The sequence below is a fragment of the Roseisolibacter agri genome (assembly GCF_030159095.1).
In the GTDB taxonomy this organism is placed as follows: domain Bacteria; phylum Gemmatimonadota; class Gemmatimonadetes; order Gemmatimonadales; family Gemmatimonadaceae; genus Roseisolibacter; species Roseisolibacter agri.
In genome coordinates this window covers 708,511-731,553 of record NZ_BRXS01000003.1, presented here as the reverse complement: position 1 = coordinate 731,553, position 23,043 = coordinate 708,511, and the positions used below count along the sequence as shown (strand labels likewise).

At 73.2% G+C, this 23,043-nt stretch carries 24 protein-coding genes; 18 read left to right on the top strand and 6 right to left on the bottom strand.

The annotated features are described in order from the left end of the window. Nucleotides 1-135: 135 nt before the first annotated feature. From rosag_RS11730 to rosag_RS11720, 3 genes are all read left to right on the top strand, one after another. Nucleotides 136-1,305, top strand: a complete 1,170-nt coding sequence (locus tag rosag_RS11730; RefSeq protein ID WP_284350321.1) for a ThiF family adenylyltransferase — start codon at nucleotides 136-138, stop codon at nucleotides 1,303-1,305. A 129-nt stretch (nucleotides 1,306-1,434) separates the two neighbouring features. After that, nucleotides 1,435-2,367 carry an alpha/beta hydrolase gene (locus rosag_RS11725; RefSeq protein ID WP_284350320.1) on the top strand — a complete coding sequence of 311 codons (933 nt, stop codon included), beginning with the start codon at nucleotides 1,435-1,437 and terminating at the stop codon, nucleotides 2,365-2,367. Continuing rightward, entirely contained in the window at nucleotides 2,364-3,086 is a 723-nt protein-coding gene (locus rosag_RS11720) for an NAD(P)H-binding protein (RefSeq protein WP_284350319.1), read from the top strand. The genes rosag_RS11725 and rosag_RS11720 overlap by 4 nt, the downstream gene beginning before the upstream one ends. 27 nt (nucleotides 3,087-3,113) lie before the next feature. Here rosag_RS11720 and rosag_RS11715 read toward each other — a convergent pair whose 3' ends face one another. The 3 genes from rosag_RS11715 to rosag_RS11705 all read right to left on the bottom strand — a co-directional run bounded on the left by rosag_RS11715 (nucleotide 3,114) and on the right by rosag_RS11705 (nucleotide 6,288). Then, complete coding sequence (locus rosag_RS11715; protein ID WP_284350318.1) at nucleotides 3,114-3,977, bottom strand: alpha/beta hydrolase family protein; 864 nt, start codon at nucleotides 3,975-3,977, stop codon at nucleotides 3,114-3,116. A gap of 228 nt (nucleotides 3,978-4,205) precedes the next feature. Further along, nucleotides 4,206-4,499, bottom strand: a complete 294-nt coding sequence (locus rosag_RS11710) for a hypothetical protein (RefSeq protein ID WP_284350317.1) — start codon at nucleotides 4,497-4,499, stop codon at nucleotides 4,206-4,208. Between the two features lie 22 nt (nucleotides 4,500-4,521). After that, nucleotides 4,522-6,288, bottom strand: a complete 1,767-nt coding sequence (locus rosag_RS11705; protein ID WP_284350316.1) for a sodium:solute symporter family protein — start codon at nucleotides 6,286-6,288, stop codon at nucleotides 4,522-4,524. Nucleotides 6,289-6,697: 409 nt separating this feature from the next. On the opposite strand from rosag_RS11705, the gene rosag_RS11700 reads away from it, so the two are divergent. The 6 genes from rosag_RS11700 to rosag_RS11675 all read left to right on the top strand — a co-directional run bounded on the left by rosag_RS11700 (nucleotide 6,698) and on the right by rosag_RS11675 (nucleotide 11,860). Next, entirely contained in the window at nucleotides 6,698-7,816 is a 1,119-nt protein-coding gene (locus tag rosag_RS11700) for a Re/Si-specific NAD(P)(+) transhydrogenase subunit alpha (RefSeq protein WP_284350315.1), read from the top strand. A 3-nt stretch (nucleotides 7,817-7,819) separates the two neighbouring features. Continuing rightward, entirely contained in the window at nucleotides 7,820-8,137 is a 318-nt protein-coding gene (locus rosag_RS11695; RefSeq protein ID WP_284350314.1) for an NAD(P) transhydrogenase subunit alpha part 2, read from the top strand. Next, entirely contained in the window at nucleotides 8,134-9,525 is a 1,392-nt protein-coding gene (locus tag rosag_RS11690; RefSeq protein WP_284350313.1) for an NAD(P)(+) transhydrogenase (Re/Si-specific) subunit beta, read from the top strand. The genes rosag_RS11695 and rosag_RS11690 overlap by 4 nt, the downstream gene beginning before the upstream one ends. Continuing rightward, nucleotides 9,522-10,028 (top strand): FKBP-type peptidyl-prolyl cis-trans isomerase, encoded by a 507-nt coding sequence (locus tag rosag_RS11685; protein ID WP_284350312.1) that lies wholly within the window; start codon nucleotides 9,522-9,524, stop codon nucleotides 10,026-10,028. The genes rosag_RS11690 and rosag_RS11685 overlap by 4 nt, the downstream gene beginning before the upstream one ends. A 480-nt stretch (nucleotides 10,029-10,508) precedes the next feature. Then, a complete protein-coding gene (locus rosag_RS11680; RefSeq protein WP_284350311.1) occupies nucleotides 10,509-11,087 on the top strand; it encodes a TetR/AcrR family transcriptional regulator in 579 nt (192 codons plus the stop codon). Further along, nucleotides 11,084-11,860, top strand: a complete 777-nt coding sequence (locus rosag_RS11675; RefSeq protein WP_284350310.1) for a YdcF family protein — start codon at nucleotides 11,084-11,086, stop codon at nucleotides 11,858-11,860. Before rosag_RS11680 ends, rosag_RS11675 begins: the two co-directional genes overlap by 4 nt. Before the next feature lie 221 nt (nucleotides 11,861-12,081). On the opposite strand, the gene rosag_RS11670 is transcribed toward rosag_RS11675, so the two are convergent. Continuing rightward, nucleotides 12,082-12,600: a GNAT family N-acetyltransferase gene (locus rosag_RS11670; RefSeq protein ID WP_284350309.1), complete on the bottom strand. Its 519-nt coding sequence runs from the start codon at nucleotides 12,598-12,600 to the stop codon at nucleotides 12,082-12,084. A 90-nt stretch (nucleotides 12,601-12,690) separates the two neighbouring features. Here rosag_RS11670 and rosag_RS11665 point away from each other — a divergent pair, with 90 nt between their 5' ends. Together rosag_RS11665 and rosag_RS11660 are read left to right on the top strand one after the other, a co-directional pair. Further along, nucleotides 12,691-12,906 carry a hypothetical protein gene (locus rosag_RS11665; protein WP_284350308.1) on the top strand — a complete coding sequence of 72 codons (216 nt, stop codon included), beginning with the start codon at nucleotides 12,691-12,693 and terminating at the stop codon, nucleotides 12,904-12,906. Nucleotides 12,907-13,376: 470 nt separating this feature from the next. Continuing rightward, nucleotides 13,377-13,631: a hypothetical protein gene (locus rosag_RS11660; RefSeq protein WP_284350307.1), complete on the top strand. Its 255-nt coding sequence runs from the start codon at nucleotides 13,377-13,379 to the stop codon at nucleotides 13,629-13,631. Nucleotides 13,632-13,712: 81 nt separating this feature from the next. Here rosag_RS11660 and ytxJ read toward each other — a convergent pair whose 3' ends face one another. Next, nucleotides 13,713-14,066, bottom strand: coding sequence for a bacillithiol system redox-active protein YtxJ (gene ytxJ / locus rosag_RS11655; protein WP_284350306.1), 354 nt, complete (start codon nucleotides 14,064-14,066; stop codon nucleotides 13,713-13,715). A gap of 197 nt (nucleotides 14,067-14,263) precedes the next feature. On the opposite strand from ytxJ, the gene rosag_RS11650 reads away from it, so the two are divergent. After that, entirely contained in the window at nucleotides 14,264-15,592 is a 1,329-nt protein-coding gene (locus rosag_RS11650; RefSeq protein ID WP_284350305.1) for a M16 family metallopeptidase, read from the top strand. Between the two features lie 3 nt (nucleotides 15,593-15,595). Beyond that, nucleotides 15,596-16,990, top strand: a complete 1,395-nt coding sequence (locus tag rosag_RS11645; protein ID WP_284350304.1) for a M16 family metallopeptidase — start codon at nucleotides 15,596-15,598, stop codon at nucleotides 16,988-16,990. A gap of 370 nt (nucleotides 16,991-17,360) precedes the next feature. Here rosag_RS11645 and rosag_RS11640 read toward each other — a convergent pair whose 3' ends face one another. Further along, nucleotides 17,361-17,948, bottom strand: coding sequence for a hypothetical protein (locus tag rosag_RS11640; protein WP_284350303.1), 588 nt, complete (start codon nucleotides 17,946-17,948; stop codon nucleotides 17,361-17,363). A 194-nt stretch (nucleotides 17,949-18,142) separates the two neighbouring features. Between rosag_RS11640 and rosag_RS11635 the strand changes: the two genes are divergently transcribed. The 5 genes from rosag_RS11635 to rosag_RS11615 all read left to right on the top strand — a co-directional run bounded on the left by rosag_RS11635 (nucleotide 18,143) and on the right by rosag_RS11615 (nucleotide 22,940). Continuing rightward, nucleotides 18,143-18,799, top strand: coding sequence for an SET domain-containing protein (locus rosag_RS11635; RefSeq protein ID WP_284350302.1), 657 nt, complete (start codon nucleotides 18,143-18,145; stop codon nucleotides 18,797-18,799). 14 nt (nucleotides 18,800-18,813) lie between these two features. Then, complete coding sequence (locus tag rosag_RS11630; protein WP_284350301.1) at nucleotides 18,814-19,404, top strand: NUDIX hydrolase; 591 nt, start codon at nucleotides 18,814-18,816, stop codon at nucleotides 19,402-19,404. 427 nt (nucleotides 19,405-19,831) lie between these two features. Further along, nucleotides 19,832-20,470, top strand: coding sequence for a sigma-70 family RNA polymerase sigma factor (locus rosag_RS11625; RefSeq protein WP_284350300.1), 639 nt, complete (start codon nucleotides 19,832-19,834; stop codon nucleotides 20,468-20,470). A 577-nt stretch (nucleotides 20,471-21,047) separates the two neighbouring features. Next, complete coding sequence (gene rsgA / locus rosag_RS11620; protein WP_284350299.1) at nucleotides 21,048-22,148, top strand: ribosome small subunit-dependent GTPase A; 1,101 nt, start codon at nucleotides 21,048-21,050, stop codon at nucleotides 22,146-22,148. A gap of 195 nt (nucleotides 22,149-22,343) precedes the next feature. Beyond that, the gene (locus rosag_RS11615) at nucleotides 22,344-22,940 is read left to right on the top strand and encodes a hypothetical protein (protein WP_284350298.1); all 597 of its coding nucleotides are present in this window, start codon (nucleotides 22,344-22,346) and stop codon (nucleotides 22,938-22,940) included. Nucleotides 22,941-23,043 lie beyond the last annotated feature (103 nt).

The window sequence follows — 23,043 nt, the reverse complement described above, 5'->3', positions numbered from 1 at the left end:
CCATCCGTCGTTATCAGATCTTGTCCGATCTCATCCTTGCAGATGCGGTTCGGGTCCGGCGGACCGATGGCTCGCGGGTCGAGGATCCGCAGCCCGTGGTCCGCAGCTCCCTCCGGGGGTTGTAGGTTGTGGGTCATGCCGGCCCCGGATCTTTCCCGCTACGCGCGCCAGATCGCGCTCCCAGAAGTCGGGCTCGCGGGACAGGCGCGTCTGGCGGACGCCCGGGTGCTGATCGTCGGGGCGGGCGGGCTCGGGTCGCCCGCGGCGCTCTGGCTCGCGGCGGCGGGCGTCGGACGCATCGGGCTCGCGGACCACGACCGCGTGGACCGCTCCAACCTCCACCGGCAGCTGCTCTACGCGCCGGGCGACGAGGGCACGCCCAAGGTCGAGGCGGCCCGCGCGCGGCTCGCCGCCGTCGCTCCCGACGCGCGGATCGACCTGCACCACGTCGAGGTCACCGCCGCCAACGCGCCGGCGCTCGTGCAGGGCTACGACGTGGTGCTCGACTGCACGGACCAGATCCCCGTCCGCTACGCGCTGAGCGACGCGTGCGTCGCCGCCGGGCGTCCGCTGGTGCATGGCGCCGTGTCGCGGTGGGAGGGGCGCGTCACCGTGCTCGCCGCGTCCGAGGGGCCGTGCTACCGCTGCCTGTGGCCGACGCCGCCACCCGCGCACGCGATCCCGTCGTGCGCGGAGGCGGGCGTGCTGGGGCCCGTCCCGGGCGCGATCGGGATGCTGCAGGCAGTCGAGGCGTCCAAGCTGCTCCTCGGCGCCGGCGACCCGCTGGTGGGCCGGCTGCTGGTGATGGACCTGCTGCGGATGGTGACGCACGTCTTCGCCGTGCCGCGCGACCCGTTGTGCCCGACGTGCGCGGCGGGCCAGATTCGCCAGGCCGGGATGGACGGCGCCGTCGCCGTCTCGCCCGACGCCCCGTACCCGTCGCCGGAGCCGTCGTCCGTGTCGCAGCCGTCCGCCGGACACCCGGCCGTCGAAGAGATCTCCCCGGTGGAGCTGGCCGCGCGCCTGGGCGCCGCCGATCCGCCGCTGGTGCTGGACGTGCGCGAGCCGTGGGAGCACGACATCGCGCACCTCGCGGGCGCGCGCCTCGTGCCGCTCAACCAGCTCCCCGCCGCGCTCAGCACGCTCGACCCGGCGCGCGCGCTCGTGACGATGTGCCATCACGGGGTGCGCAGCCGCATGGCCGCCGAGTTCCTGCGCGAGCGCGGGCTGACGCGCGTCGCGAACCTCAGCGGCGGCATCGACGCGTGGAGCGAGGACGTGGACGCGTCCGTCCCGCGGTACTGAATGAGGAAGCGTCGAGCGTCGGGCGGTGAGCGTCGAGTCGATTCCGCGCGCGCTCGCGACTCCGCATCCCGCGCGACCCTCGCTCGCCGCTCGACGCTCGCCGCTCGACGCTCGCTCTCCGGCGCTCTGATGCTTCCACTCGCGATCCTCACCGCCGCCACGGCGATCGCCGCCCTGCGCCACCTCCACCGCCGCCGCGTCGAGCGGCGCGTCGGCGCGCGGCTGCCGCTCGGCGACGACGGCGTGGTGCGCGGCGCGCACGGCTTCACGCTGCGCGGCGATCCGGCGCGCGCGGCGCTGGTCGTGCACGGCTTCGGCGACACGCCGCAGAGCGTGGCCGAGCTGGCGCACGCGCTGCACGCCGACGGCTGGACGGTGCGCGTACCGCTGCTGCCGGGGCACGGGCGCACCGTGCGCGACTTCGCGGCCAGCGGCGCCGACGCGTGGCTGGCGTGCGCGCGCGAGGAGCTGGCCGCGCTGCGTGCGGAGCATGGCAGCGTCGCCCTCGTGGGGCAGTCGATGGGCGCGGCGCTGTGCGCGGTGCTGGCCGCGGAGACGCCGGACGTGCGCGCGCTCGTCCTGCTGGCGCCGTACGTCACCGCCGCGCGCGCGGTCCGCGCCGTGGGGCGCGCGCACCTCGCGCTGGGGCTCGTGCTGCCGTACCTGGGCAGCGACGGCGGCGCGGCGTCCATCCACGACCCCGAGGCGCGCGCGCAGGCGCTGGGCTACGGCGTGGTGACGCCGCGGCTGCTGCGCGAGCTGGGGCGCATCGTGGACGCGGCGCACGCGGCGCTCCCCGACATCCAGGTGCCGACGCGCGTCGTGCTCTCGCGCCGCGACAACCGCGTCGCCGCGGAGGCCGCGGCCGTGGCGGCGGAGCGCATCGGCAGCCGCACGCGCGACGTGCTCTGGCTGGAGGCGTCGGGCCACGTGATCGCGGTGGACCGCGAGCGCGCGCGCGTCTTCGCGGCCACGCGCGAGTGGCTGGCCGCGCACGCCGACGCACCGACGGACGCGACCGCGGACGCGACGGCGGCCGCACCGGTGGTGGACGTGTCGTGACCTCGCGCGCGGCCTTCGTCGCGGGCGCGACGGGCTACGTGGGCCGCGCGCTGGTGCGGGTGCTCGTCGAGCGCGGATGGCGCACGGTCGCGCACCTGCGCCCCGACTCGCCGGAGCGCGACACCTGGCGCGTGCGCTTCGCCGGCATGGGCGCGACGGCCGACGCGACGCCGTGGGACGCGGACGCGATGGCGGCGACGCTGCTGTCCGTGCAGCCGACCGCGGTCTTCGCGCTGCTGGGCACCACGCGGCAGCGGGCGCGCGCGTCCGCCGCGCGCGGCCAGGCCGACGGCTACGAGCACGTGGACTACGGGCTCACCGCGCTCCTGCTGCGTGCGACGCAGCGCGCGGCCCGCGAGATGGATGCGTCGCCGCGCTTCGTCTACCTCTCGTCCGTCGGCGCCGACGCCGCGTCGCGCAATCCGTACCTCGCGGTGCGCGGACGACTGGAGGCGGAGCTGCGTGCGTCGCCGCTACCGTGGACCGTCGTGCGTCCGAGCTTCATCACGGGCCCCGACCGCGACGAGTCGCGCCCGGCCGAGCGCATCGGCGCGACGCTGGTCGACGCGGCGCTCGCGATCCCGGGCCTGCTCGGCGCCCACCGCCTGCGCGACCGCTGGCGCTCCACCACCGCCGACGAGCTGGCGCGCGCGCTGGCGCGGCTGGCGGAGGATCCGCGCGCCGACGGTGCGGTGGTGGAAGGCGACGGGTTGCGCTGAGGCGGCGGGCTGCGGCCAGCGCACCGTTCAGAACATCCCCCACCGCCCGTACCACGCCCGCACGCGCTCCAGCATCGCCGCGCTGCGCGCCACGTCGTCGTGGTCGGCGCCGGGGTAGACCTGCAGCTCGTGCGTCGTGCCGCTCGCGGTGAGCACCGACGCCAGCCGCTGGTCGGCCGCCAGCAGGACCACCGCGTCACGGTCGCCGTGGTGCAGCTGATACGGCGTGCGGATGGTCGCTGCCTGCGCCTCGGTCGGCGCGGCGCCGTCGAACGTCGCGACGCGCACGCCGCCCGCCGTGTGCGACGCCGCGCGGAAGTCGGCCGGGTAGGCGGCCAGCAGCGCCGCGGTGACGAACGCGCCCATGCTGTGCCCGTGCGCGGCGACGCGCCGCATGTCCACGTAGCCGAGGGAGCGCAGCAGCTCGTACGTCCGGTGCGCGCGCTGCACGTTGGCGGTGCTCGCGCCCGGGTCGGCCGACGTGCCGGGCGCGCCCGACGGCACCGCCGCGTGCGTGTAGTCGGTCGCGATCGCCACCAGCCCCCACCGCACCATCTCGACTGCGATCCCGCGCGAGTAGGTCGCCGCGCTGCCACCGTAGCCGTGGCTGACGACGACCGCGGGGAACGGCCCTGCGCCCCGCGGCTTGAACAGCACGCCCTTCAGGTCGTACACGACGCCGTCCACCGTCGCGCGGTACGTCCACGTCGCGCCCGCGGCGGACTCGGGGTCGCCCTGCAGCACGAGCCCGGCGGCCGGCGCGGTGGGCGCGGTGGGCGACGTCGGTGGGGTGGGTGACGGCTCTCCGCTCGGCGTCGAGCGCTCGCCGCACGCGGCAAGGAGGGCGACCAGCAGGCAGGCGTGCGCGAGCAGGCGGAGGGCGGGTCGCATGCGGGAAGGGTGGAAGGCGACGGGTTACGGTAGCGCTCTGGAATGGCGAACGGCATTGCAAGGATGAAGATCGGATAACGTCTGATAACGACGGAGGGCTCCGCGTGGCGGCGAGGAACGTCGCCCGACGCGGAGCCCTCCGTCGTTATCCGATCTCGTCAGATTTCATCCTTGCTGCCGTTGCCGTTCGGGTCCGGCGTGATGGTGCACGCCACGCAGCACGCAGCCTCAGGTCTCGAGACCGGCCTCGTGCTCCCGCCGCTCCGTCTCGCGCCCCTCCGGCGTCTCCATCGCCGGCCGCGCGGTCGCGCGCCGGCCCGCGCGCGCCGCCAGCGCCAGGAACAGCGCCCCGAACGCCAGCATCGCCGCGCCCCACCACAGGTTGATGTTCAGCCCCGTGGCCCGCGCGTACATCGTCGCGTCGCCGTGCGTCATCGCGCCGTAGCCCGCCAGCAGCAGGCCGAGCACGACGAACAGCCCGCCGATCGGGTACCGCAGGTCCAGCGCCGCCGCACCGCTCATCGTCCGCGCTCCGGGTCTGGGTTCAGTAGAACAGGACGTTGAGCAGCAGCGTCATGCCCAGCACCACCGACGCCAGCACCGCCGGCCGCTGCGTCCAGTGCCGCGAGTCGTCCGCCGGCCGCGGCGTCAACGAGTACACCAGCCCGCGCAGCTCGTCGTCCGCGCGCGGCCGCGTCGCGAGGCTGATGACGATCGTCACCACGAAGCACGTCAGGAACGCCGCCGTCGCCGTGTAGAACGTCTGCGCCAGCTCGCTGCGATACAGGTGCAGCGTCGCGAAGTAGCCGCCCTTCACGCCGGGCGTCGAGCCGCGCGCCAGCGTCAGCCCGTGGTGCAGCGCCGCGCCCAGCGTGCCCGCCACCAGCCCCCAGAAGGCGCCGTGGCCCGTGCTCCGCTTCCAGAACATCCCCAGCGCGAACGTCGCGAACAGCGGCGCGTTCACGAACGCGAAGATCAGCTGCAGGAAGTCCATGATGTTGTTGAACGCGCCCGCCACGTACGCGGCCGCGATCGACAGCGCGATCCCGCCCACCGTCGCCGCGCGCCCCATCCACAGGTAGTGCGCGTCCGACGCGCCCTTGCGGATGTGCGCCTGGTAGATGTCGTACGTCCACACCGTGTTGAACGCCGTGACGTTCCCCGCCATCCCCGACATGAACGACGCCATCAGCGCCGTCACGCCCAGCCCCAGCATCCCCGTCGGGAAGAGCCGCACCAGCATCATCGGCGTCGCCAGGTCGTAGTCGAGCACGAAGCTCCCCTGCTCGTTCACCATCGGCACCCCGCTCGGCAGGAGCTTGGGCGGGATCATCCCCGTGCCCGCGGTCGCCAGCCCGCCCACCGACGCGTCGCTGCCGTGCGCCAGCGCGATCATCCCCGGCAGGATCACGAGGAACGGGAAGAACATCTTCGGCAGCGCGGCGATCAGCGGCGTGCGCCGCGCGGCGGACATCGAGTCGGCCGCCATCGCGCGCTGCACCACCAGGAAGTCCGTGCACCAGTAGCCGAACGAGAGCACGAAGGCGAGCCCCATCATCAGCCCGAACCACTCGACGCCGATCGGGTTCGTGGCCGCGTCGCCCATCCCCTTCCACGTGTGCGTCAGCGCGTCGGCCGGCAGCCCGCGGTCCAGCGCCAGCTGCCCCAGGCGGTAGCGCAGCCCGCCCCACCCGCCCACCGCGCGCAGCCCGATCCACACCAGCGGCGCGAAGCCGAACACGATCATGAAGAACTGCAGCACCTCGTTGTAGATCGCGCTCGTCAGGCCGCCCAGCAGCACGTACGCGAGCACGATCGCCGCCGCCACCAGCACGCTCGTGTCGAAGTCCCAGCCGAGCAGGAGGTTCAGCAGCTTGCCCATCGCGTACATCGACACGCCCGACGAGAACACCGTCATCGCCGCGAAGCTGACCGCGTTCAGCGTGCGCGTCTTCTCGTCGAAGCGCAGCTTCAGGTACTCGGGCACCGAGCGCGCGCGCGAGCCGTAGTAGAACGGCATCATGAACAGCCCCACGAACACCATCGCGGGGATCGCGCCCACCCAGTAGAAGTGCGCGGTGGCGATCCCGTACTTCGCGCCCGACGCGCCCATCCCGATGACCTCCTGCGCGCCGAGGTTCGCCGAGAGGAACGCGAGCCCCGTCACCCACGGCGGGAGCGAGCGCCCGGAGAGGAAGAAGTCCGTCGAGGTGCGCATCATCCGCCGGAGCGCCCACCCGATCCCGAGCACCACGGCGAAGTAGATCGCCATCACGACGTAGTCGAGGGACGTCAGCTGCGCGACGGGCATCGGCGCCTGGGGTGAAGGCGAAGGAGGGCGAGGTGGATGCGGGAACGAGCGCGTGACGCGCGGAACATGCGGGCCGGCGCGCGCTCGCGCGAGCGGCCACACCCGGGATTCCCGGCTGACCGGGGCTCCGTAGCCTCGCCCTTTGCGCCCGAGTCCTCTGACCTGTTGGGGAGGATGCGGATGCTCCGGATCTGAACGGATCATTCGGATCGTTCCGCGTGGCGGCAACGCTCCATGCGCCGGTGCGGAGCGATCCGCAGCATCCGTTTCATCGGGAGCATCCGCATCCCACCAACAGGCACAGGGGGGCCGGCGCGCCGGCGTGCCGACCGGGGCTCGCGCTCGCGGCCGTCCGCCGTAGGTTGCCCCTTGAGTCCCGTGGTCCGCCGTCGCCCCCCGACCGGAGCCCATGCGCATCGCCGTCCTGAAGGAGACCGCCGAGCGGGAGCGCCGCGTCGCGCTCACCCCGGACGCCGTGAAGCGGCTGGTCGCCGCCGGCCACCAGGTCGTGATCGAGCGCGGCGCCGGCGCCGCCGCCTACGCCGCCGACGCCGACTACGAGGCCGCGGGCGCCACCCTCGCCGCCGACGCGGCGGCCGCCTGCCAGGGCGCGGAGGTCGTCGCCAAGGTGCAGCGCCCCACCGCCGCGGAGGCCGCGCTGCTCCCGCGCGGCTCGGTCCTCGTGGCGCTGCTGCAGCCCGCGCAGAGCGCCGAGGGGCTGCACCTGCTGGCCGACCTTGCGCAGCGCGGCGTCACCGCGCTGGCGCTCGAGCGGGTGCCGCGCATCACGCGCGCGCAGTCGATGGACGTGCTCTCGTCGCAGGCCACGGTCGCGGGCTACAAGGCGGTGCTCCTGGCGGCGAGCGCGCTGCCGCGCTTCCTGCCGATGCTCACCACCGCCGCCGGCAACATCACGCCCGCGAAGGCGCTCGTCCTCGGCGCCGGCGTGGCCGGGCTGCAGGCCATCGCCACCGCGCGCCGCCTGGGCGCCGTCGTCAGCGCCTTCGACGTGCGGGCGGCGGCGCGCGAGCAGGTGCAGTCGCTCGGCGCGAGGTTCGTGGCCGCGGAGCTGGCGGCGCCCGGCGCCGAGACGGCGGGCGGCTACGCGCGCGAGCAGGCGGCCGACGAGCAGGCGCGCACGCTGGCCGCGATCGCCGGCGCGATCGCCGAGATGGACCTCGTGATCTCGACGGCGGCGATTCCCGGGCGGCCCGCGCCGCGGCTCGTCACCGCCGAGATGGTGGCGACCATGAAGCCCGGCGCCGTGATCGTCGACGTGGCCGCGGAGACCGGCGGGAACTGCGAGCTGACGCGCCCCGGCGAGACCGTGGAGGCGCACGGCGTCACGATCATGGGGCCCCTGAACCTGCCGAGCACCACGCCCGCGCACGCGAGCGCGATGTTCGGCCGCAACGTGCTGACGCTGCTGCAGCACCTCTCGACGAAGGAGGGGGCGCTGCAGCTGGACGTGTCCGACGAGATCACCGGCGCGATGGCGCTCACCCACGACGGCCAGGTGCGGAGCTGACCGATGCTGACCTACGTCCTGCAGCTCTACGTCTTCATCCTCGCCGGCTTCGTGGGCTACAGCATCATCACCCGCGTGCCGCCGCTCCTGCACACGCCGCTGATGTCGGCCACCAACGCCATCTCCGCCATCTCGATCGTCGGCGCGCTGGTGGTGGCCGGCTCGCGCTACTCGCGGCTCGCCAGCATCCTCGGCTTCGTCGCGGTCACGTGCGCCACCATCAACGTGGTGGGCGGCTTCATCATCACCGACCGCATGCTGCGGATGTTCCGGCGCGAGGAGAAGCCGGCCGAGCTGCCGCCCGGTGAGGCGTCCAAGTGAGCGACGCGCGCACGCTCCTGACGCAGGCCAGCTACCTGGCCGCCAGCATCTTCTTCATCCTCGGCCTCAAGTCGCTGACGCGCCCCGACACCGCGCGGCGCGGCATGCAGCAGGCGGCGGTCGGCATGCTGCTCGCCATCGTCGGCACGCTGATCGTCGAGGAGATCGTCGAGTACCAGTGGATCCTCGCGGGCCTCGTGCTCGGCACCATCGTGGGGTGGCCGCTGGGCACGCGCGTGCCGATGACGGCGATGCCGCAGCGCATCGCGATCTCGCACATGTTCGGCGCGCTGGCGGCGTCGCTCGTGGGCATCGCGGAATACACCCACCACGTTGGCGCCGGAGCGATCCCGCGGCCCCAGATGGCGGCCCTCGGCTTCGAGGTCCTGTTCGGCGCGCTCACGGTGACCGGCAGCTTCATGGCGTTCGGCAAGCTGCAGGAGTTCCTGCCGGGGCGCCCGATCACCTACCGCGGGCAGAACGTCGTCAACATCGCCGCGATGGCCGGCGCGGTGGGGCTCTGGCTCTACCTCATCGCCGATCCGACGGCCACGTGGGCGTTCTGGGCGATGACCGCGCTCGCGTTCGTGATCGGCGTGTCGTTCGTGCTTCCCATCGGCGGCGCCGACATGCCGGTCGTGGTGTCGCTGCTCAACTCGTACGCGGGCCTGGCGGCCAGCGCGACCGGCTTCGCGATCGGCAACACGGTGCTCATCATCGCGGGCGCGCTCGACGGCGCGAGCGGCTTCATCCTCTCGATCATCATGTCGAAGGCGATGAACCGCTCGTTCGCCAACGTGCTGTTCGGCGCGTTCGGTGCCGCGCCCGAAGCCAGTGGGAAGACCGCGGCCGGCCTCACGGTCAAGAGCGTGAGCGCCGAGGACGCGGCGATCCAGCTCGGCTACGCGGGGAAGGTGATCGTGGTGCCCGGCTACGGCATGGCGGTCGCGCAGGCGCAGCACGTGGTGCGCGAGCTGGCGGAGCTGATCGAGAAGAAGGGCGGGGAGGTGAAGTACGCGATCCATCCGGTCGCCGGCCGCATGCCCGGGCACATGAACGTGCTGCTGGCCGAGGCGAACGTGCCGTACGACAAGCTGTACGACATGGAGGAGATCAACGACGAGTTCTCCTCGGCCGACGTCGCGCTGGTCATCGGCGCCAACGACGTGGTGAACCCGGCGGCCAAGACGGACCGCGGGTCGCCGATCTACGGCATGCCGGTGCTGAACGTGGACCAGGCGCGGAACGTCATCGTCATGAAGCGCAGCATGAACGCGGGCTTCGCCGGCATCGAGAACGAGCTATTCTACGCCGACAACACGCGGATGCTGTTCGGCGACGCGAAGACGATGTTGACCAAGCTCGTGACCGAGGTGAAAGCGATATGATCCCGACGTTCCGCACGCGTGCGGCGCTGGCGGCCGGCGCGCTGCTGCTCGCCCTCTCCACCGCCTGCACCGCCGACGTGAAGCCCGAGACGCCCCGCGCCCCCGGCAACCCCGACCCGGCCGCGAACACCTACGCGCCCGCGCTGGGCATCCAGCTGCCCGCGTTCTACAAGACGCCGAACGGCGTCTACTACCAGGACACGAAGGTCGGCACCGGGATGGTCGCGGCGCCGGGCGCGGAGGTGCGGGTGCACTACACCGGCTGGCTGCCCGACGGCTCCAAGTTCGACTCCAGTCGTGACGGGGGAGAGCCGTTCGCCTTCCGCATCAACGGCGGGATGGTGATCGCCGGCTGGGACGAGGGCGTGCAGGGGATGAAGGTCGGCGGCGTGCGCAAGCTCGTGATCCCGGCCGCGCTGGGCTACGGCGCCACCGGCGCGCCGCCCGACATCCCGCCCAACTCGACGCTCGTGTTCGAGGTGGAGCTGGTCGAGGTGAAGTGAGGCTGCGGGCTGCGGATCCTGAACCCTGGAGCCTCGAGTCCGCGTGGCGGTTCCGAACGGCAACGGCAGCAAGGATGAAAGTCTGAGAATGTCTGATAACGACGGACGGCTCCGTGTGGCGGCGAGGGATCTCGCACTCCACCGGAGCCATCCGTCGTTATCGGATCCTGTCCGATTTTCTCCTTGCAGATCCCGTTCGCCGTTCGGGCCCGGCGCGCCGGTCCCGTTTTGCTATTGGAGGGATGCGGATGCTCCGGATTGAGCGGATGAGCCGGATCGCTCCGCGTGGTGGCGACGTCCCCTGCATTCCCAGGAGCGATCCGAACGATCCGTTCCGATCCGAAGCATCCGCATCCTCCCCAATAGGCAGAGAGGTCCGGCGGACCGACGCGTCCCGAGCGATCGGACACGCAGCACGCCGCACGCAGCTCGTAGCGGGCTGACCCGTTCCCGAGTACGCCCCGTGCGTTACGTTGCGGCATGCCCGCCGCACCGCGCGCCCGCGGCAACGCCGCCGATCGGATCCTCGCCGCCGCCGCGGAGTGCGCGGGCGCGCTCGGCGTGGCGCAGGTCAGCATGCAGGCCGTCGCCGACGCGGCGGGCGTCAGCAAGGCGCTCATCCACTACCACTTCCGCGACCGCGACGAGCTCCTCGCGCGGCTCGCCGACTGGCTCTCGGGCGCGCTGATCCAGGGCGAGGCGCTGGCGCTCGACGACACCGATGCCACCAGCCAGCTCGACGCGCTCTGGCTCTGGCTCGAAGGGGAGCTCACGAGCGGCCGCCTGCGCGCGCTCGTCGGCCTGGGGCAGGAGCGCGGCGCGCCGGTGCACGAGGCCGTGCGGCGCTCCCGCGAGCTGCGCCGCGCGCAGGCCACGCAGACCATCGAGCGCCTGTTCGACGGCCTCTCGCTGCGCCCACGCCTCCCCGCGCCGCTGATGGGCGACGTGTGGGTCGCGCTCGCCGACGGCCTCGCGGTCGAGGCGAGCATCGAGCCCGAGGCCAACCTGCGCCTGCGGTTCGACGTGTTCTGGCTCTCGGTCCTCAACCTGGCCGAATGAGCGGGACCCGTCGGCGGCGCCCCGGCCTGCATCGCCGGCGCGGCGGCGTGCTGCTGCGCGTGCTCCTGGCCGCGCTGCTGCTGATCGTCGGCACGTGGGCCGGCGCGCTGGTCGCCGTCTTCGCGGTCGCCAACCGCGACGGCGCCCGCCCCGCCGCGGCCATCATCGTCCTCGGCGCCGCACAGTACGACGGCCGCCCGTCGCCGGTGCTGCGCGCGCGCCTCGACCACGCGATCGCGCTCTGGCACCGCGGGCTCGCGCCGCACCTCATCGTCACCGGCGGCCGCCGCGAGGGCGACCGCACCAGCGAGGCCGCGACCGGCCGCCGCTACGCGGTGCAGCACGGAGTGCCCGACAGCGCGATCCTCATGGAGAGCGAGGGGCGCACGACGGCCGAGTCGATGCGCGCGGCCGCGGCGCTGCTCGCGGAGCTGGAGCGCACGGCCGCCGCCGCGCCCGCGCGGAGCACGCCCGTGCGCGACACGCCGTCGCGCGACACCTCGATCGCCGGCGCGCGCCTCGAGTCGCGCGGCGAGGTCGCGCCGGCAGCGCCGCCCGCGCGCACCGCGATCCTCGTCAGCGATCCGTTCCACATGCTGCGCCTGCGCATGCTGGCGCGCCGCTACGGCATCATCGCGTACACGTCGCCCACGCGCACCAGCCCCATCTCCGCCCACCGCAGCGCCGCGCTGGGCTACATGCTGCGCGAGTCGGTGAAGATCCCGGTCGTGTGGTTCACGGAGACGCGCGCGGACGAGGGGGCGGATCGGTAGAGCGCTGCCTGCTCGGGAGCTCCGAACTGCATTTGCAAGGATGAAGATCGGACAAGATCTGATAAGAGCGGATGGCTCCGCGGGGCGGCGAGGGATTTCGCCCTCCATCGGAGCCCTCCGTCGTTATCAGATCTTCTCAGACTTTCATCCTTGCTGCCGTTGCCGTTCGGGTCCGGCGCGCCGTGCACGGAGCAGGATCCGCTGCCCGCAGCCCGCAGCCCTCACGTCGTCGGCGCCACGAAGAACACCGCGACCTCCCGCTCGTCCTCGTACAGCGCCGCGTCCCACCCGCAGCACGTGAACCCCTCCCGCAGGTAGAAGCGGATCGCCGGCGCGTTCACCTGCTGCGTCTCCACCCACAGGCGGCGCGCGCCCATCGACCGCGCCGCCGCCTCGGCCGCACGCAGCAGGCCAGCCCCCACGCCGCGCCCGCGCGCCGCCGCGTCCACGTACAGGTGCGACAGCTCGGCGCGCCGGTTCCACGCCTGCCACGTCACCGCCGCCACCCCGACCACCATCCCGTCACGCTCGGCCACCGTGACGTGCGGCGCGGCGGCGACCGCATCCCAGTCCACCGCGTAGCGCTTCGTCAGCGGCGGATCGACCCGGCGCTCGACCAGCGCGAGCTCCAGCGGGCCGCGCCGCTCCACGGCGTCGACGACGGCTGTGGCGAAAGACACGTCCAGTCGGGCCAGCGCGTCGCGGTCCTGCGGCCAGGTCAGGGGGCGGAGGCGGAGCATGCGAAACGTATGGCACGCGCGGTCGTTATCATGGAAGAGGTCGGTCTTCCGACTCCCACCGTCGCCGCCTCCGCTCCTCCCTCCCGCGGCATGATCGAACTCACGCTCCCCGACGGCCGGCGCTGTCGGCTCGAGGCGCGGCGCGACGCCGGCGCCAGCGGGCCCGACCCGGCCGCTCCCGTCATCCACTGCGAGATCGACGGACAGGCGCCCGTCACGATCCCGCTGCACGCCGGCTGGGCGGAGACCGCCGCGCTCCCGCCGAGCGTGGTCGACGCGATCATCCGCCACTTCTTGATGGAGTGACGCCGGCCGCGTCGCTGTCCGAGACGCACGCGGGCTCCGGACGACGTCGTCCGGAGCCCGCGCTGCGTGGGGACCGACCACCCGGTCGGCATCGGGGCAGTCATGCGAATGTCGTGCCCACGGATGAGCCAGGCACGGCGCCCGACGCGGCGCCGCGACGCGTCCGCGCGATACGGACGAACGGCGCGGCACCGCGATTTTCCGTGTGCCGGTGCACGGTGGCCTGGAACTCGCCACTGCCCGTCGGTCCGGCTCGCGGCGTGCCACGCGGCCGCGCCCGTCACACGAGCGGTCCCACGAGCGGTCCCACGAGCGGTCCCACGAGCGATCCGTCGTTCATCCCGAGGAAGCGAGGCACGTCCCCACCAGCAGCCGGCACTCCACGACTCCGACCACGCGACCACCCGACGGGACGGACGCGAGACGGGAGGGAAGGCCAGGCGCGGTGCGCACGCATAGGAGCGATCGACATGATGATGCCGCCCCAGCACGCGCTCGAGGAACGCCCGCAACCACAGCAGGCCGGCCGCCGCATGGTCACCGACCGCGACACCGGCCGCACCTGGCAGATCTGGGAGGCCGACACGGCCCGGCTCCCCGGCGCGCGGGGCGCACGCTGCCTCATCTTCGACGCGCAGGACGTCATCCGCCGCGTCTGGCTCGTCCCCGACGACTGGCGCGCGATGACCGACGAAGGGCTGCTGCGGCTGATGCGCGGACGGTGAATCTGCTGCGTGCTGCGTGAGAGGCGTCCCGAGCGGGCGGACACGCAGCACGCAGCACGCAGCACGCAGCACGCAGCCGCCCTATCCCGCCTTCCGCTCCGGCACCGGCGCCGCCACCGCGTCCAGCCGCCGCACGATCGTCTCCGCCCGCACCTCGAAGTGCGACGCCGCCCACACGGGGTGCCCCTGCACCAGCAGGATCGCCTGCGGTGAGTGATGCGTGATCCCCACCCGCTCGGCCACCTGCCGCGACAGGGACCGGTCGCGGATCACGTCCACCACGTGGATCGGCAGCTCCGGGCGCAGCGACGACAGCAGCTCGACCTCCTCCAGCGCGATCCCCGCGATCGGGCAGCGCGTGCTGTGCTTGTAGACGAGCGCCACCGGCGCGTCCAGCAGCGCCTCGAAGTCGGTGGATGTCGTGAGCGGATGCATCGGGGACCGCCGCGGATGGGAGCCGTGCGCTAGCGCACCAACTGTTCCGCGCGCGTGCCCGCGGCCGGGTCCTTCAGAGGCCCCGCAGCCACGGCGCGCCCCGTGCGCGTGATCCCCGTCTCCTCCGAGTCGCTTCCGTCCGCGCGCGACCCGCACGCGCCGTATCCGAACCCGCCGCATCCGGCCAGATTTGCCCCATGCGCATCCCCATCGAGACGTACACGCTCGCCAACGGGCTCCGGGTCGTGCTCTCCGAAGACCGCACCGCGCCCATCGTCGCCGTGAACCTGTGGTACCACGTCGGCTCCGCCAACGAGCGGGCCGGCCGCACCGGCTTCGCCCACCTGTTCGAGCACATGCTCTTCCAGGGCTCGGCCAACGTCGGCGCCAACGAGCACTTCGAGCTCGTGCAGCGCGCGGGCGGGACGCTCAACGGCTCCACCTGGCTCGACCGCACCAACTACTACGAGACCGTCCCCAGCAACCAGCTGGCGATCGCGCTCTGGCTCGAGGCCGACCGCATGGCGCGGCTGCTCCCCGCGATGACGCAGCAGAAGCTCGACACGCAGCGCGACGTCGTGAAGAACGAGCGCCGCTGGTCCGTCGACAACCAGCCCTACGGCACCTGGTGGGAGAAGCTGCCCGCGCTCTGCTTCCCACCCGAGCACCCGTTCCACCACTCGCTCATCGGCAGCTTCGAGGATCTCGACGCCGCGTCGCTCGAGGACGTCGCCGGCTTCTTCGCGACCTACTACGTCCCCGACAACGCCGTCCTCACCGTCGCCGGCGACTTCGAGCCCGCGGAGGCGAAGCGCCTCATCGACGAGCTGTTCGCGCCCATCCCGCGCGGCGGCCCGCGCCCGCCGCTGCCGCCCATGACGCTGCCGCCGACCTTCGGCGGCGAGCGCCGCGAGATCGTGCCCGACGACGTCGTGCTGTCACGCATCTTCCTCGCCTTCCGCATCCCGCCCTTCGGCACCGACGGCCACTACGCGGCCAGCGTCGCCGCCGCGATCCTCGGGCTGCGCCAGGGGAGCCGCCTGTACCGCGCGCTCGTGCGCGAGCGGCAGGTGGCGAGCGAGGTGAGCGCGTTCACCTACGACCTCGCGAAGGGGAGCGACCTGCTCGTGCTCGACGCGGTCGCGCGCCCCGAGACCGAGCTCGCCGCGCTCGAGGCGGCGCTGGTGGCGGAGGTGGACCGCCTCGTCGCCGACGGCCCGACGGCGGACGAGATGGCGCGCGCCATGGCGCTCGTCGAGAGCGGCTTCGTCCTCGGCCTCCAGTCCGCCGGGGACCGCGCCGACCAGCTGTCGCGCTTCACGACCTACTTCGGCGCGCCCGAGCTGGTGAACGTGCAGGTCGAGCGCTACCGCGCCGTCACCGCGGAGGCGGTGCACGCCTTCGCGCGCGAGCGGATGGGGGAGGACAATCGGGCGTTCCTGATCTACGTGCCGAAGGAAGGAAGCGACGAGCGGCGAGCGGCGAGCGTCGAGAGCGCTGTGGCGAATGTCGGGGCGGAGGGCTGACCGATGACGAACCCCACGCTCGCCGCTCGCCGCTCGCCGCTCGACGCTCCGCCGCGCCCGGAGCCGGCCGCTCCACGACCGTATCACTTCCCCCGCTTCGAGCGCCGCACGCTCGACAACGGGATGCGCCTGCTCGTCGCGCCCGTCCACAAGCTGCCCGTCGTCTCCGTCGTCGCGGTGGTGGACGCGGGCGCGACGTGCGACCCGCAAGGCCGTGAGGGGCTCGCGCAGCTCGCGGCGCACGCGCTCACCGAGGGCACCACGTCGCTCGACGCCGTCGCGCTCGCGCAGCGCGTCGAGCGTCTGGGCGCGTCGCTCGACGCGGGCGCGGACTGGGATGGCGCGCTCGTCTCGCTGACGACGCTCACGCGCCACGTCGACGAGGCGTTCGCGCTCTTCGCCGACGTGCTCACGCGCCCCGTCTTCCCCGAGCGCGAGATCGAGCGCCTGAAGGCGGAGCGCATCGCGGAGCTGATGCACCTCGCCACCGAGCCGCGCGGCCTCGCCGACGAGGCGTTCGCGCGCGCGGTGTACGCGCCCGACTCGCGCTACGCGCACCCCGAGGGCGGCAGCCGCACGAGCGTGCCGGCGCTCACGCGTGACGACGTCGCGGCGTTCCACGCCGCGCGCTACCGCCCGTCGGCGACGACGCTGGTGGTGGCCGGCGACATCACCCTCGACGCCGCCGAAGCGCTCGCCCGGCGCACGCTCGGCGACTGGACGGGTGAGGCGGCGCCGCGCGCGGCGGCGGACGACCGCGCCGCGGCGACGGAGCGGCGCACGCACCTCGTCGCGAAGGCCGACGCGCAGCAGAGCGAGCTGCGCGTGGGGCACGTCGGCGTGCCGCGCTCGCACCCCGACTACTTCCCGCTCGTCGTGATGAACGCGATCCTGGGCGGGCTGTTCAACTCGCGCGTGAACCTCAACCTGCGCGAGCGGCACGGCTACACGTACGGCGCGCACTCGGGCTTCGACTGGCGCGTGCAGGCGGGCCCGTTCGTCGTCGCGAGCGCGGTGCAGAGCGAGTCCACCGCCGCGGCCGCGCGCGAGGTGCTCTCGGAGATCGACCGCATCCGCACGGAGCCGGTCGCGCCGGAGGAGTTGTCGCTCGCGACGAGCTACCTCGACGGCGTCTTCCCGATCCGCTACGAGACGACGGCGGCGATCGCGGGCGCGCTCGCGAACCTCACGCTCTACGGGCTGCCCGACGACTACTTCGACGCCTACCGCGGCCGCATCCGCGCGGTGACCGCGGCCGACGTCCAGCGCGTGGCGGCCGAGCATCTCCATCCGGACCGGCTGCAGCTGCTGGTGGCGGGCGATCCGGAGGCGCTGCGCGCGCCGCTCGAGGCGCTGGAGTTCGGGCCGCTGCTCCTCACGGAGCCCGAGGAGGGCTGATCGAGACGCAGGCTGCGTGCTGCGTGCTGCGTGAACGGCGAACAGCACGAGACAGGATGACAGGATGACCAGGAGGCTCCGCGCGGCGCGCTGTCCCATGCGCCGGTGCGGAGCCTCTTCGTCCTCCTGTCCAATGTCGTTCCGGGGCTCGCGCGCCGGACCCCTGCTGCCTTTGGAGAGGACGCGGATGCTTCGGATGCCGCGGATGCTGCGGATCGTCCCGCGTGGCAGCGACGTCCCGTGTGCCCGAGCGGAGCGATCCGAAGGATCCGCTCGATCCGGAGCATCCGTATCCTCCCCAAAGGTCAACGGCCCCGGAGCGCCGAAGCGTCCCGAGGCCGTGCACGCAGCACGCAGCCGTCAGGTCACGTCATGGCGTCGCCGCCGCGCGCTCGCGCACGACCTCCGCGAGCCGGCGCTCGAGGGTGCCGCGGCTGACGCAGTTCACCGGATTGCTCGTGCTCGTCGACGTGGGGCGGCCGCTGGCGCGGATGGCGGTGCTGAGGCCCGCGTTCGCGCCGTCGGCCCGTCCGTCCACCTGGGTCACCACGTCGAGCGTCACGGCGTAGCTGTCCGCGTTGGCGAGGCCGGTGGCCGCGGTGCCGCAGTCCACGTAGCGGCTCAGCCACGCGCCGCCCAGCCGCCCCTGGGCGCGCACGCCGCCGGCGCCGATCAGGCGCCGCTCGCTGTCGAGCGTCGTCAGCGGAAGGCCGAGCGCCTCGTACGCGAGCGGGAGCAGCGCCCAGGCCCGATCGGCCGGCAGCGCCAGCTCCTCGCGGATCGCGCGGGCGACCGTGGGCTCCAGCACGACCACCTGCTCGCCGACGGCCACCATCTCGCGGCGCTTGCCAGTGGTCTCGATGGTGGAGGCGGCGGGCGCCGACGCGCAGCCGACCAGGAGGACGGCGCCGAGCGGCGCGAGGCGGGCGAGCCGGGTGATCCGGGGCGAGGCGGGCATGGATGCGCTCACAGGCGTGTGGTGCGCGAACATGTCCCTGCGCGTGCGCGGACGCAACGCCGGCGCAGCCCGTGCGCCGCGCGCATATCTTGTGCGCGTTCGGACCGCCCGCGTCACCCGCGGTCACCGCGGTCACCGCGGTCACCCGCGCGCATCGTGCGCCATCAGACCGTCACCACACCGCCCATCCCGCCGTGCCCACCCGCTCCGCGTCGTCGCTTCCGTTCGAGATCCGCAAGTCCGACATCCAGGGCCGCGGCGCCTTCGCCACGCGGCGCATCCGCGCCGGCCAGCGCCTGATCGAGTACACGGGCGAGCGCATCACCCCCGAGGAGGGCGACCGCCGCTACGAGGAGGACGGGATGGGGCGCCACCACACCTTCCTCTTCACCGTCGACGAGGACACGTGCATCGACGGGAAGCGCGGCGGCAACGAGTCGCGCTTCATCAACCACGCGTGCGACCCGAACTGCGAGGCGGTGATCGAGGACGGCCGGATCTTCATCTACGCCAAGAAGGCGATGGCGCCGGGGACCGAGCTGACCTACGACTACCAGTACGAGCGCACGCCCGAGCACACGAAGGAGGACGAGGAGTTCTACCGCTGCCTCTGCGGCTCCCCGAAGTGCCGCGGGACCATCCTCGCCCCGCCCAAGCGCAAGCGCGCCGCGGCGAAGAAGGGCGCGAAGAAGGGCGCGAAGAAGTCGTCGGCGAAGAACGGCGGCACGAAGACGTCGCGCGCGAAGCAGGTGGGCGCGAAGAAGACGGGTGCGAAGACGGGCAGCGCCGCCAAGCGCGGCGCGAAGAAGGCGGGGGCGAAGAAGGCCGGCGCCAAGCGCGCGCGCGCCTGAGCGAGGAGAGCCACATGAGCGACGACGCGAAGTCCCCGGACGGCTCGGCGCCGGCGCAGGAGCCCGGGCAGATCGCCACGCGGCGCGTGCACACCGGGCGCATGGTCGCGCTGGACGTCGACACGGTGCGCTTTCCCGACGGCTCGACCGGCGAGATGGAGATCTTCCGCCATCCGGGCGCCTGCGCGGTCGTGCCCTTCCTCAGCGACGTGCGCGGCGAGGACCCGCAGGTGCTGCTGATCAAGCAGTATCGCTACGCGACCGGCGGCTGGCTGTACGAGATCCCCGCCGGGAAGCTCGACGGCGACGAGGACCCCGAGGTGTGCGCCCGCCGCGAGCTGCAGGAGGAAACCGGCTGCACCGCCGCGCGTGTCGAACGGCTGACGACCTTCTTCCCGACGCCCGGCTTCTGCGACGAGCGGATCCACATCTACCTGGCCGAAGGGCTGACGATGGGGGCCCACCAGCGCGAGGCTGACGAGTTCCTCACCGTCGAGACGATGACGCTCTCCGGCGCGCTCGCGATGATCGAGGCAGGCGAGATCCGGGACGGGAAGTCGATCGTCGGGCTGCTCTTCGCGGCCGGCTTCCGGGCCGGCCGGTGAGCGGCCATTGAAGCGGTAGACGGGAGCGCAGCGGCCGCGGGCCGCGGGGCGCAGGGAGGGGGCGACCCCGGGTGACGCACGACACGGCACGCGCCGGTCGTGCGTTTCACTATGCCCGGTTCGTTCGGCGGGGGCGCCCGGGCAGCCCTCTGCGTGCATGGCAGCGGGGTTCTGACGTCTTAACAGTGTCCCCGCCGTCGTGTCTCACGAGGTGTCGCCGAAGTTGGACAATTCGGTCGATCTTCGGTATATTGCAGGGCGTCCGGGATCTCTGGAAGTGCAAGCAATGCAAGAGCTTGGGCGCTTCTAGCCGGATGCGGTGGGCGGGCACGCAAGGTGCCAACCCAGTGGGGTGGGTCCGACCGACGACTCGGCGACGGGCGACCGGGGGGAAGGCTGGACAGACGCTGGAATCGGGGGAGCACACATGGCTGAGGTCGCACTGCAGCGGAATACGGCGCTCATGGGCGCGGCCGTCAGGGAGCAGCTCCGATCGCTCGACGACGGGGACGTCGTCGCGGCGTTCCTGGGCGGGGAGGAGCGGGCGTTCCAGGAGCTGGTGACGCGGTACCAGAGCCGGCTCCTCAACTTCATCTACCGCACGATCGGCGACCGGGAGAAGGCGGAGGACCTCGTCCAGGAGGTGTTCATCCGCGTGTACCGGCACATCGGTCGCTTCGACCGGTCGAAGAAGTTCTCGACCTGGATCTACACGATCGCGTCCAACCTGGCGAAGAACGAGCTGCGCAACCGCTCGCGCAATCCGCTCGTGCTCTTCCAGACGATCAAGAAGAACTGGCAGGACGACGACCGGCCGCTGCAGTTCGAGGACCTGAACTCGCGTCCGGACGACCTCTACCGCAAGCGGCACCTCCGCGAGCTGGTCGAGGAGAGCGTCGCGAAGCTGCCGGCGCACCACCGCGAGGTGTTCGTGCTGCGCGAGCTCGAGGGGAAGAGCTACGAGGAGATCGCGGAGATCACCTCGACCAACCTCGGGACCGTGAAGTCGCGCCTCAACCGCGCCCGCGCCTCCTTCGCGGAGCTGATCGAGCCGAAGCTGCGCTGACCGGGCCTGGTCGGCGACGGCGCACGAGCGCCCGGGTGGCAATCGCCATCCGGGCGCTCGTGTCGTTTCCGGCGCGCCGGGCCTGAACGGCGAACGGCATTGGCAAGGATGAACGTCGGATAAGGTCTGATGACGACGGATGGCTCCAGTGGAGGGCGAGGAACCTCGCACCCTGCGGAGCCATCCGTCGTCATCCGATTTTGTCAGATCTTCTCCCTGCTGCCGTTCGTCGTGCGGGTCCGCCACGTTGCCGTGCGGGCCCGGGCTCCCCATCTTGGCTGCGGGCGCCGGCCGCCGGCGCCCATCCCCTCGCCTGAGGCGCCGCTGTCGCTGCTCGCCGTCCCCTCCGCCGTCGCCCCGGCCCCGCGCCGGGCGCGCTGACGGCGGACGCTCCACCCCGGAGCACCCGCTCCGGCTCCTGATGCGTCGCGCCGGCTCCCCCGTTTCCGCGGGGTCGAGCCGGCCGCCCCCGCGCACCCGGCCGCAGCCGGGAGGTGTCCTTCGCGCCCGCCACATTCCGTGGTCGGGCCCGCCCACCTTCCCGCGCGGCGCCCTGCCGCGCGTCCGGAGCCCTCGCATGACGGCGACGCGCACGCCCGACCCCCAGCCGGGTCGCACTCCTTCCCCGCATGGCTCAACCTCCAGCGCGCCGACCGGCCGCGTGGTCGCGCAGCACCGCGGCCGCTGGCTGATCGCCGATCCGTCCCGGCCAGGCGAGCACGACGCTCGCCCCGCCATCCTCTCGGGTCGGCTGGCGCGCGACCCGTCGCCCGACGCGCACCCGGTGGTCGGCGACCAGGTCGCGCTCGACCCCGACGCCGCCGACGGCCTGGCACGCATCACCGGCGTGCTCCCCCGTCGCAGCCTGCTCCGCCGCGGCGCCACGGACGGCACCAGCCGGCAGCAGGCGCTCGCCGCCAACGTCGACGTGGCGTTCGTCGTCGTGCCGGCCGACCGCGCGGTGAATCCGCGACGCATCGAGCGCGAGGTCACGCTCGTCTGGGAGAGCGGCGCCCTCCCGGTGGTCCTGCTGACGAAGATGGACCTGTGCGCCGACCCGGACGCGGCAGTCGCCGCGGCATCCGGAGCCGCCGCGGGGGTCGAGGTCGTCCCGATCTCCGTCCATGACCGGCATGGGCTCCACGTGTTGGATCACTGGCTCGTACCTGGCGCGACGGTGGTCCTGCTCGGTGCATCCGGGGCAGGCAAGTCCACGCTCACGAACCATCTGCTCGGACGCGAGCACCTGCGCACGAACGGGCTCCGCTGGGATGGGGCGGGGCGCCATACCACGACTCACCGCGAGCTCGTCGCGCTCCCTGGCGGCGCTGCGATCATCGACACGCCGGGTCTCCGGGCGCTGGCGCTGTGGGCGGATGGCGGAGACGAGGAGGCGACGGCACTGGGGCAGACATTCGGCGATGTCGCGACGCTGGCTCTGGAATGCCGGTTCGCCGACTGCGGGCATCGCCGCGAGCCGGGATGCGCGGTGCTGGCGGCGGTGGCCGACGGGCGGCTGCCGGCCGATCGGCTGGCGAGCTGGGAGGCGCTGGGGCGCGAGCTGGCGCAGCTGGAGCGGCGGCGGGACGCGGTCGCGCGGGCGGCCGGGAAGGCCGCGGACCGGCGTGGGGCGAAGGCCCTGCGGGTGCGGGTGGCGGAGAAGCGGGGAGAGGGGTGAAGGCGGCGCCCGCTGGAGCTTTCGCGAGGTTCCTCGCCCGCACTTCGTGCTCGGCGGTAGCCGAAGGCTTTCGCGAGGTTCCTCGCCCGCACTTCGTGCAGGCTCGGAACGGCTTGCGATACGGTGGGTACACGCTGCAGACTCACCGCCGCTCCGGAACATCCCGGAGCCCAGGCGTCCCGCTGGCTCCGCATCATGGACTGTAGCGCTTTCCGCCGACATCACCTCGCGTACCTCGACGACACCCTGCCGGGCGACCTGCTCGTCCCGGCGGAGCGCCATCTCCGCGAGTGCGCGGCCTGCGCCGCGCTCGACACCAGCGTCCGGCGGGCCCTGCTCTGCGCGCGGAACCTGCCGCCCGTCGCCCCGTCCGCCGACTTCACCGCGCGCCTGCAGGCTCGCCTGCGGGAGATCGACCGGGGCGAGTGCGAGGTCCCGGTGGACTGGACGCCGAGCTGGCGGGAGCTGGCGCGGGAGCGGTTCGCGCCGCGCTATCCATCGCGCCGGACCATGGCCATCGCCGCCAGCCTGCTCGTCATGGCGTCGCTGGGCTCGGTGGCGATGCCGGACGGCGAGGGGGAGCCGGTCCTGCTTCCCCCGGTCGTCGCCACGCGCCCCGAAGGGGACGAGGGGACGGAGGGGCCCCGGATGGAGCGACTGTCGGCGAGCGAGCTGGTGGGGCCGGCGACCGCCGGGATCCCCGTCTGGCCGGCGGCGCTGCTGGCGGGCGAGGCGCCCGTGCAGTTCCTGAACGTCTCGGGCGGGGTGGAGCTGGTCAGCTTCCAGCGCTGACGCGCGACGACTGGCCCGGGAAAGACACGGCCCCATGTGGCGACGACATCCGTCGCGCCACATGGGGCCGTCGGTTGTCGAGAAGCTCCGCGCTGGGGGCGGT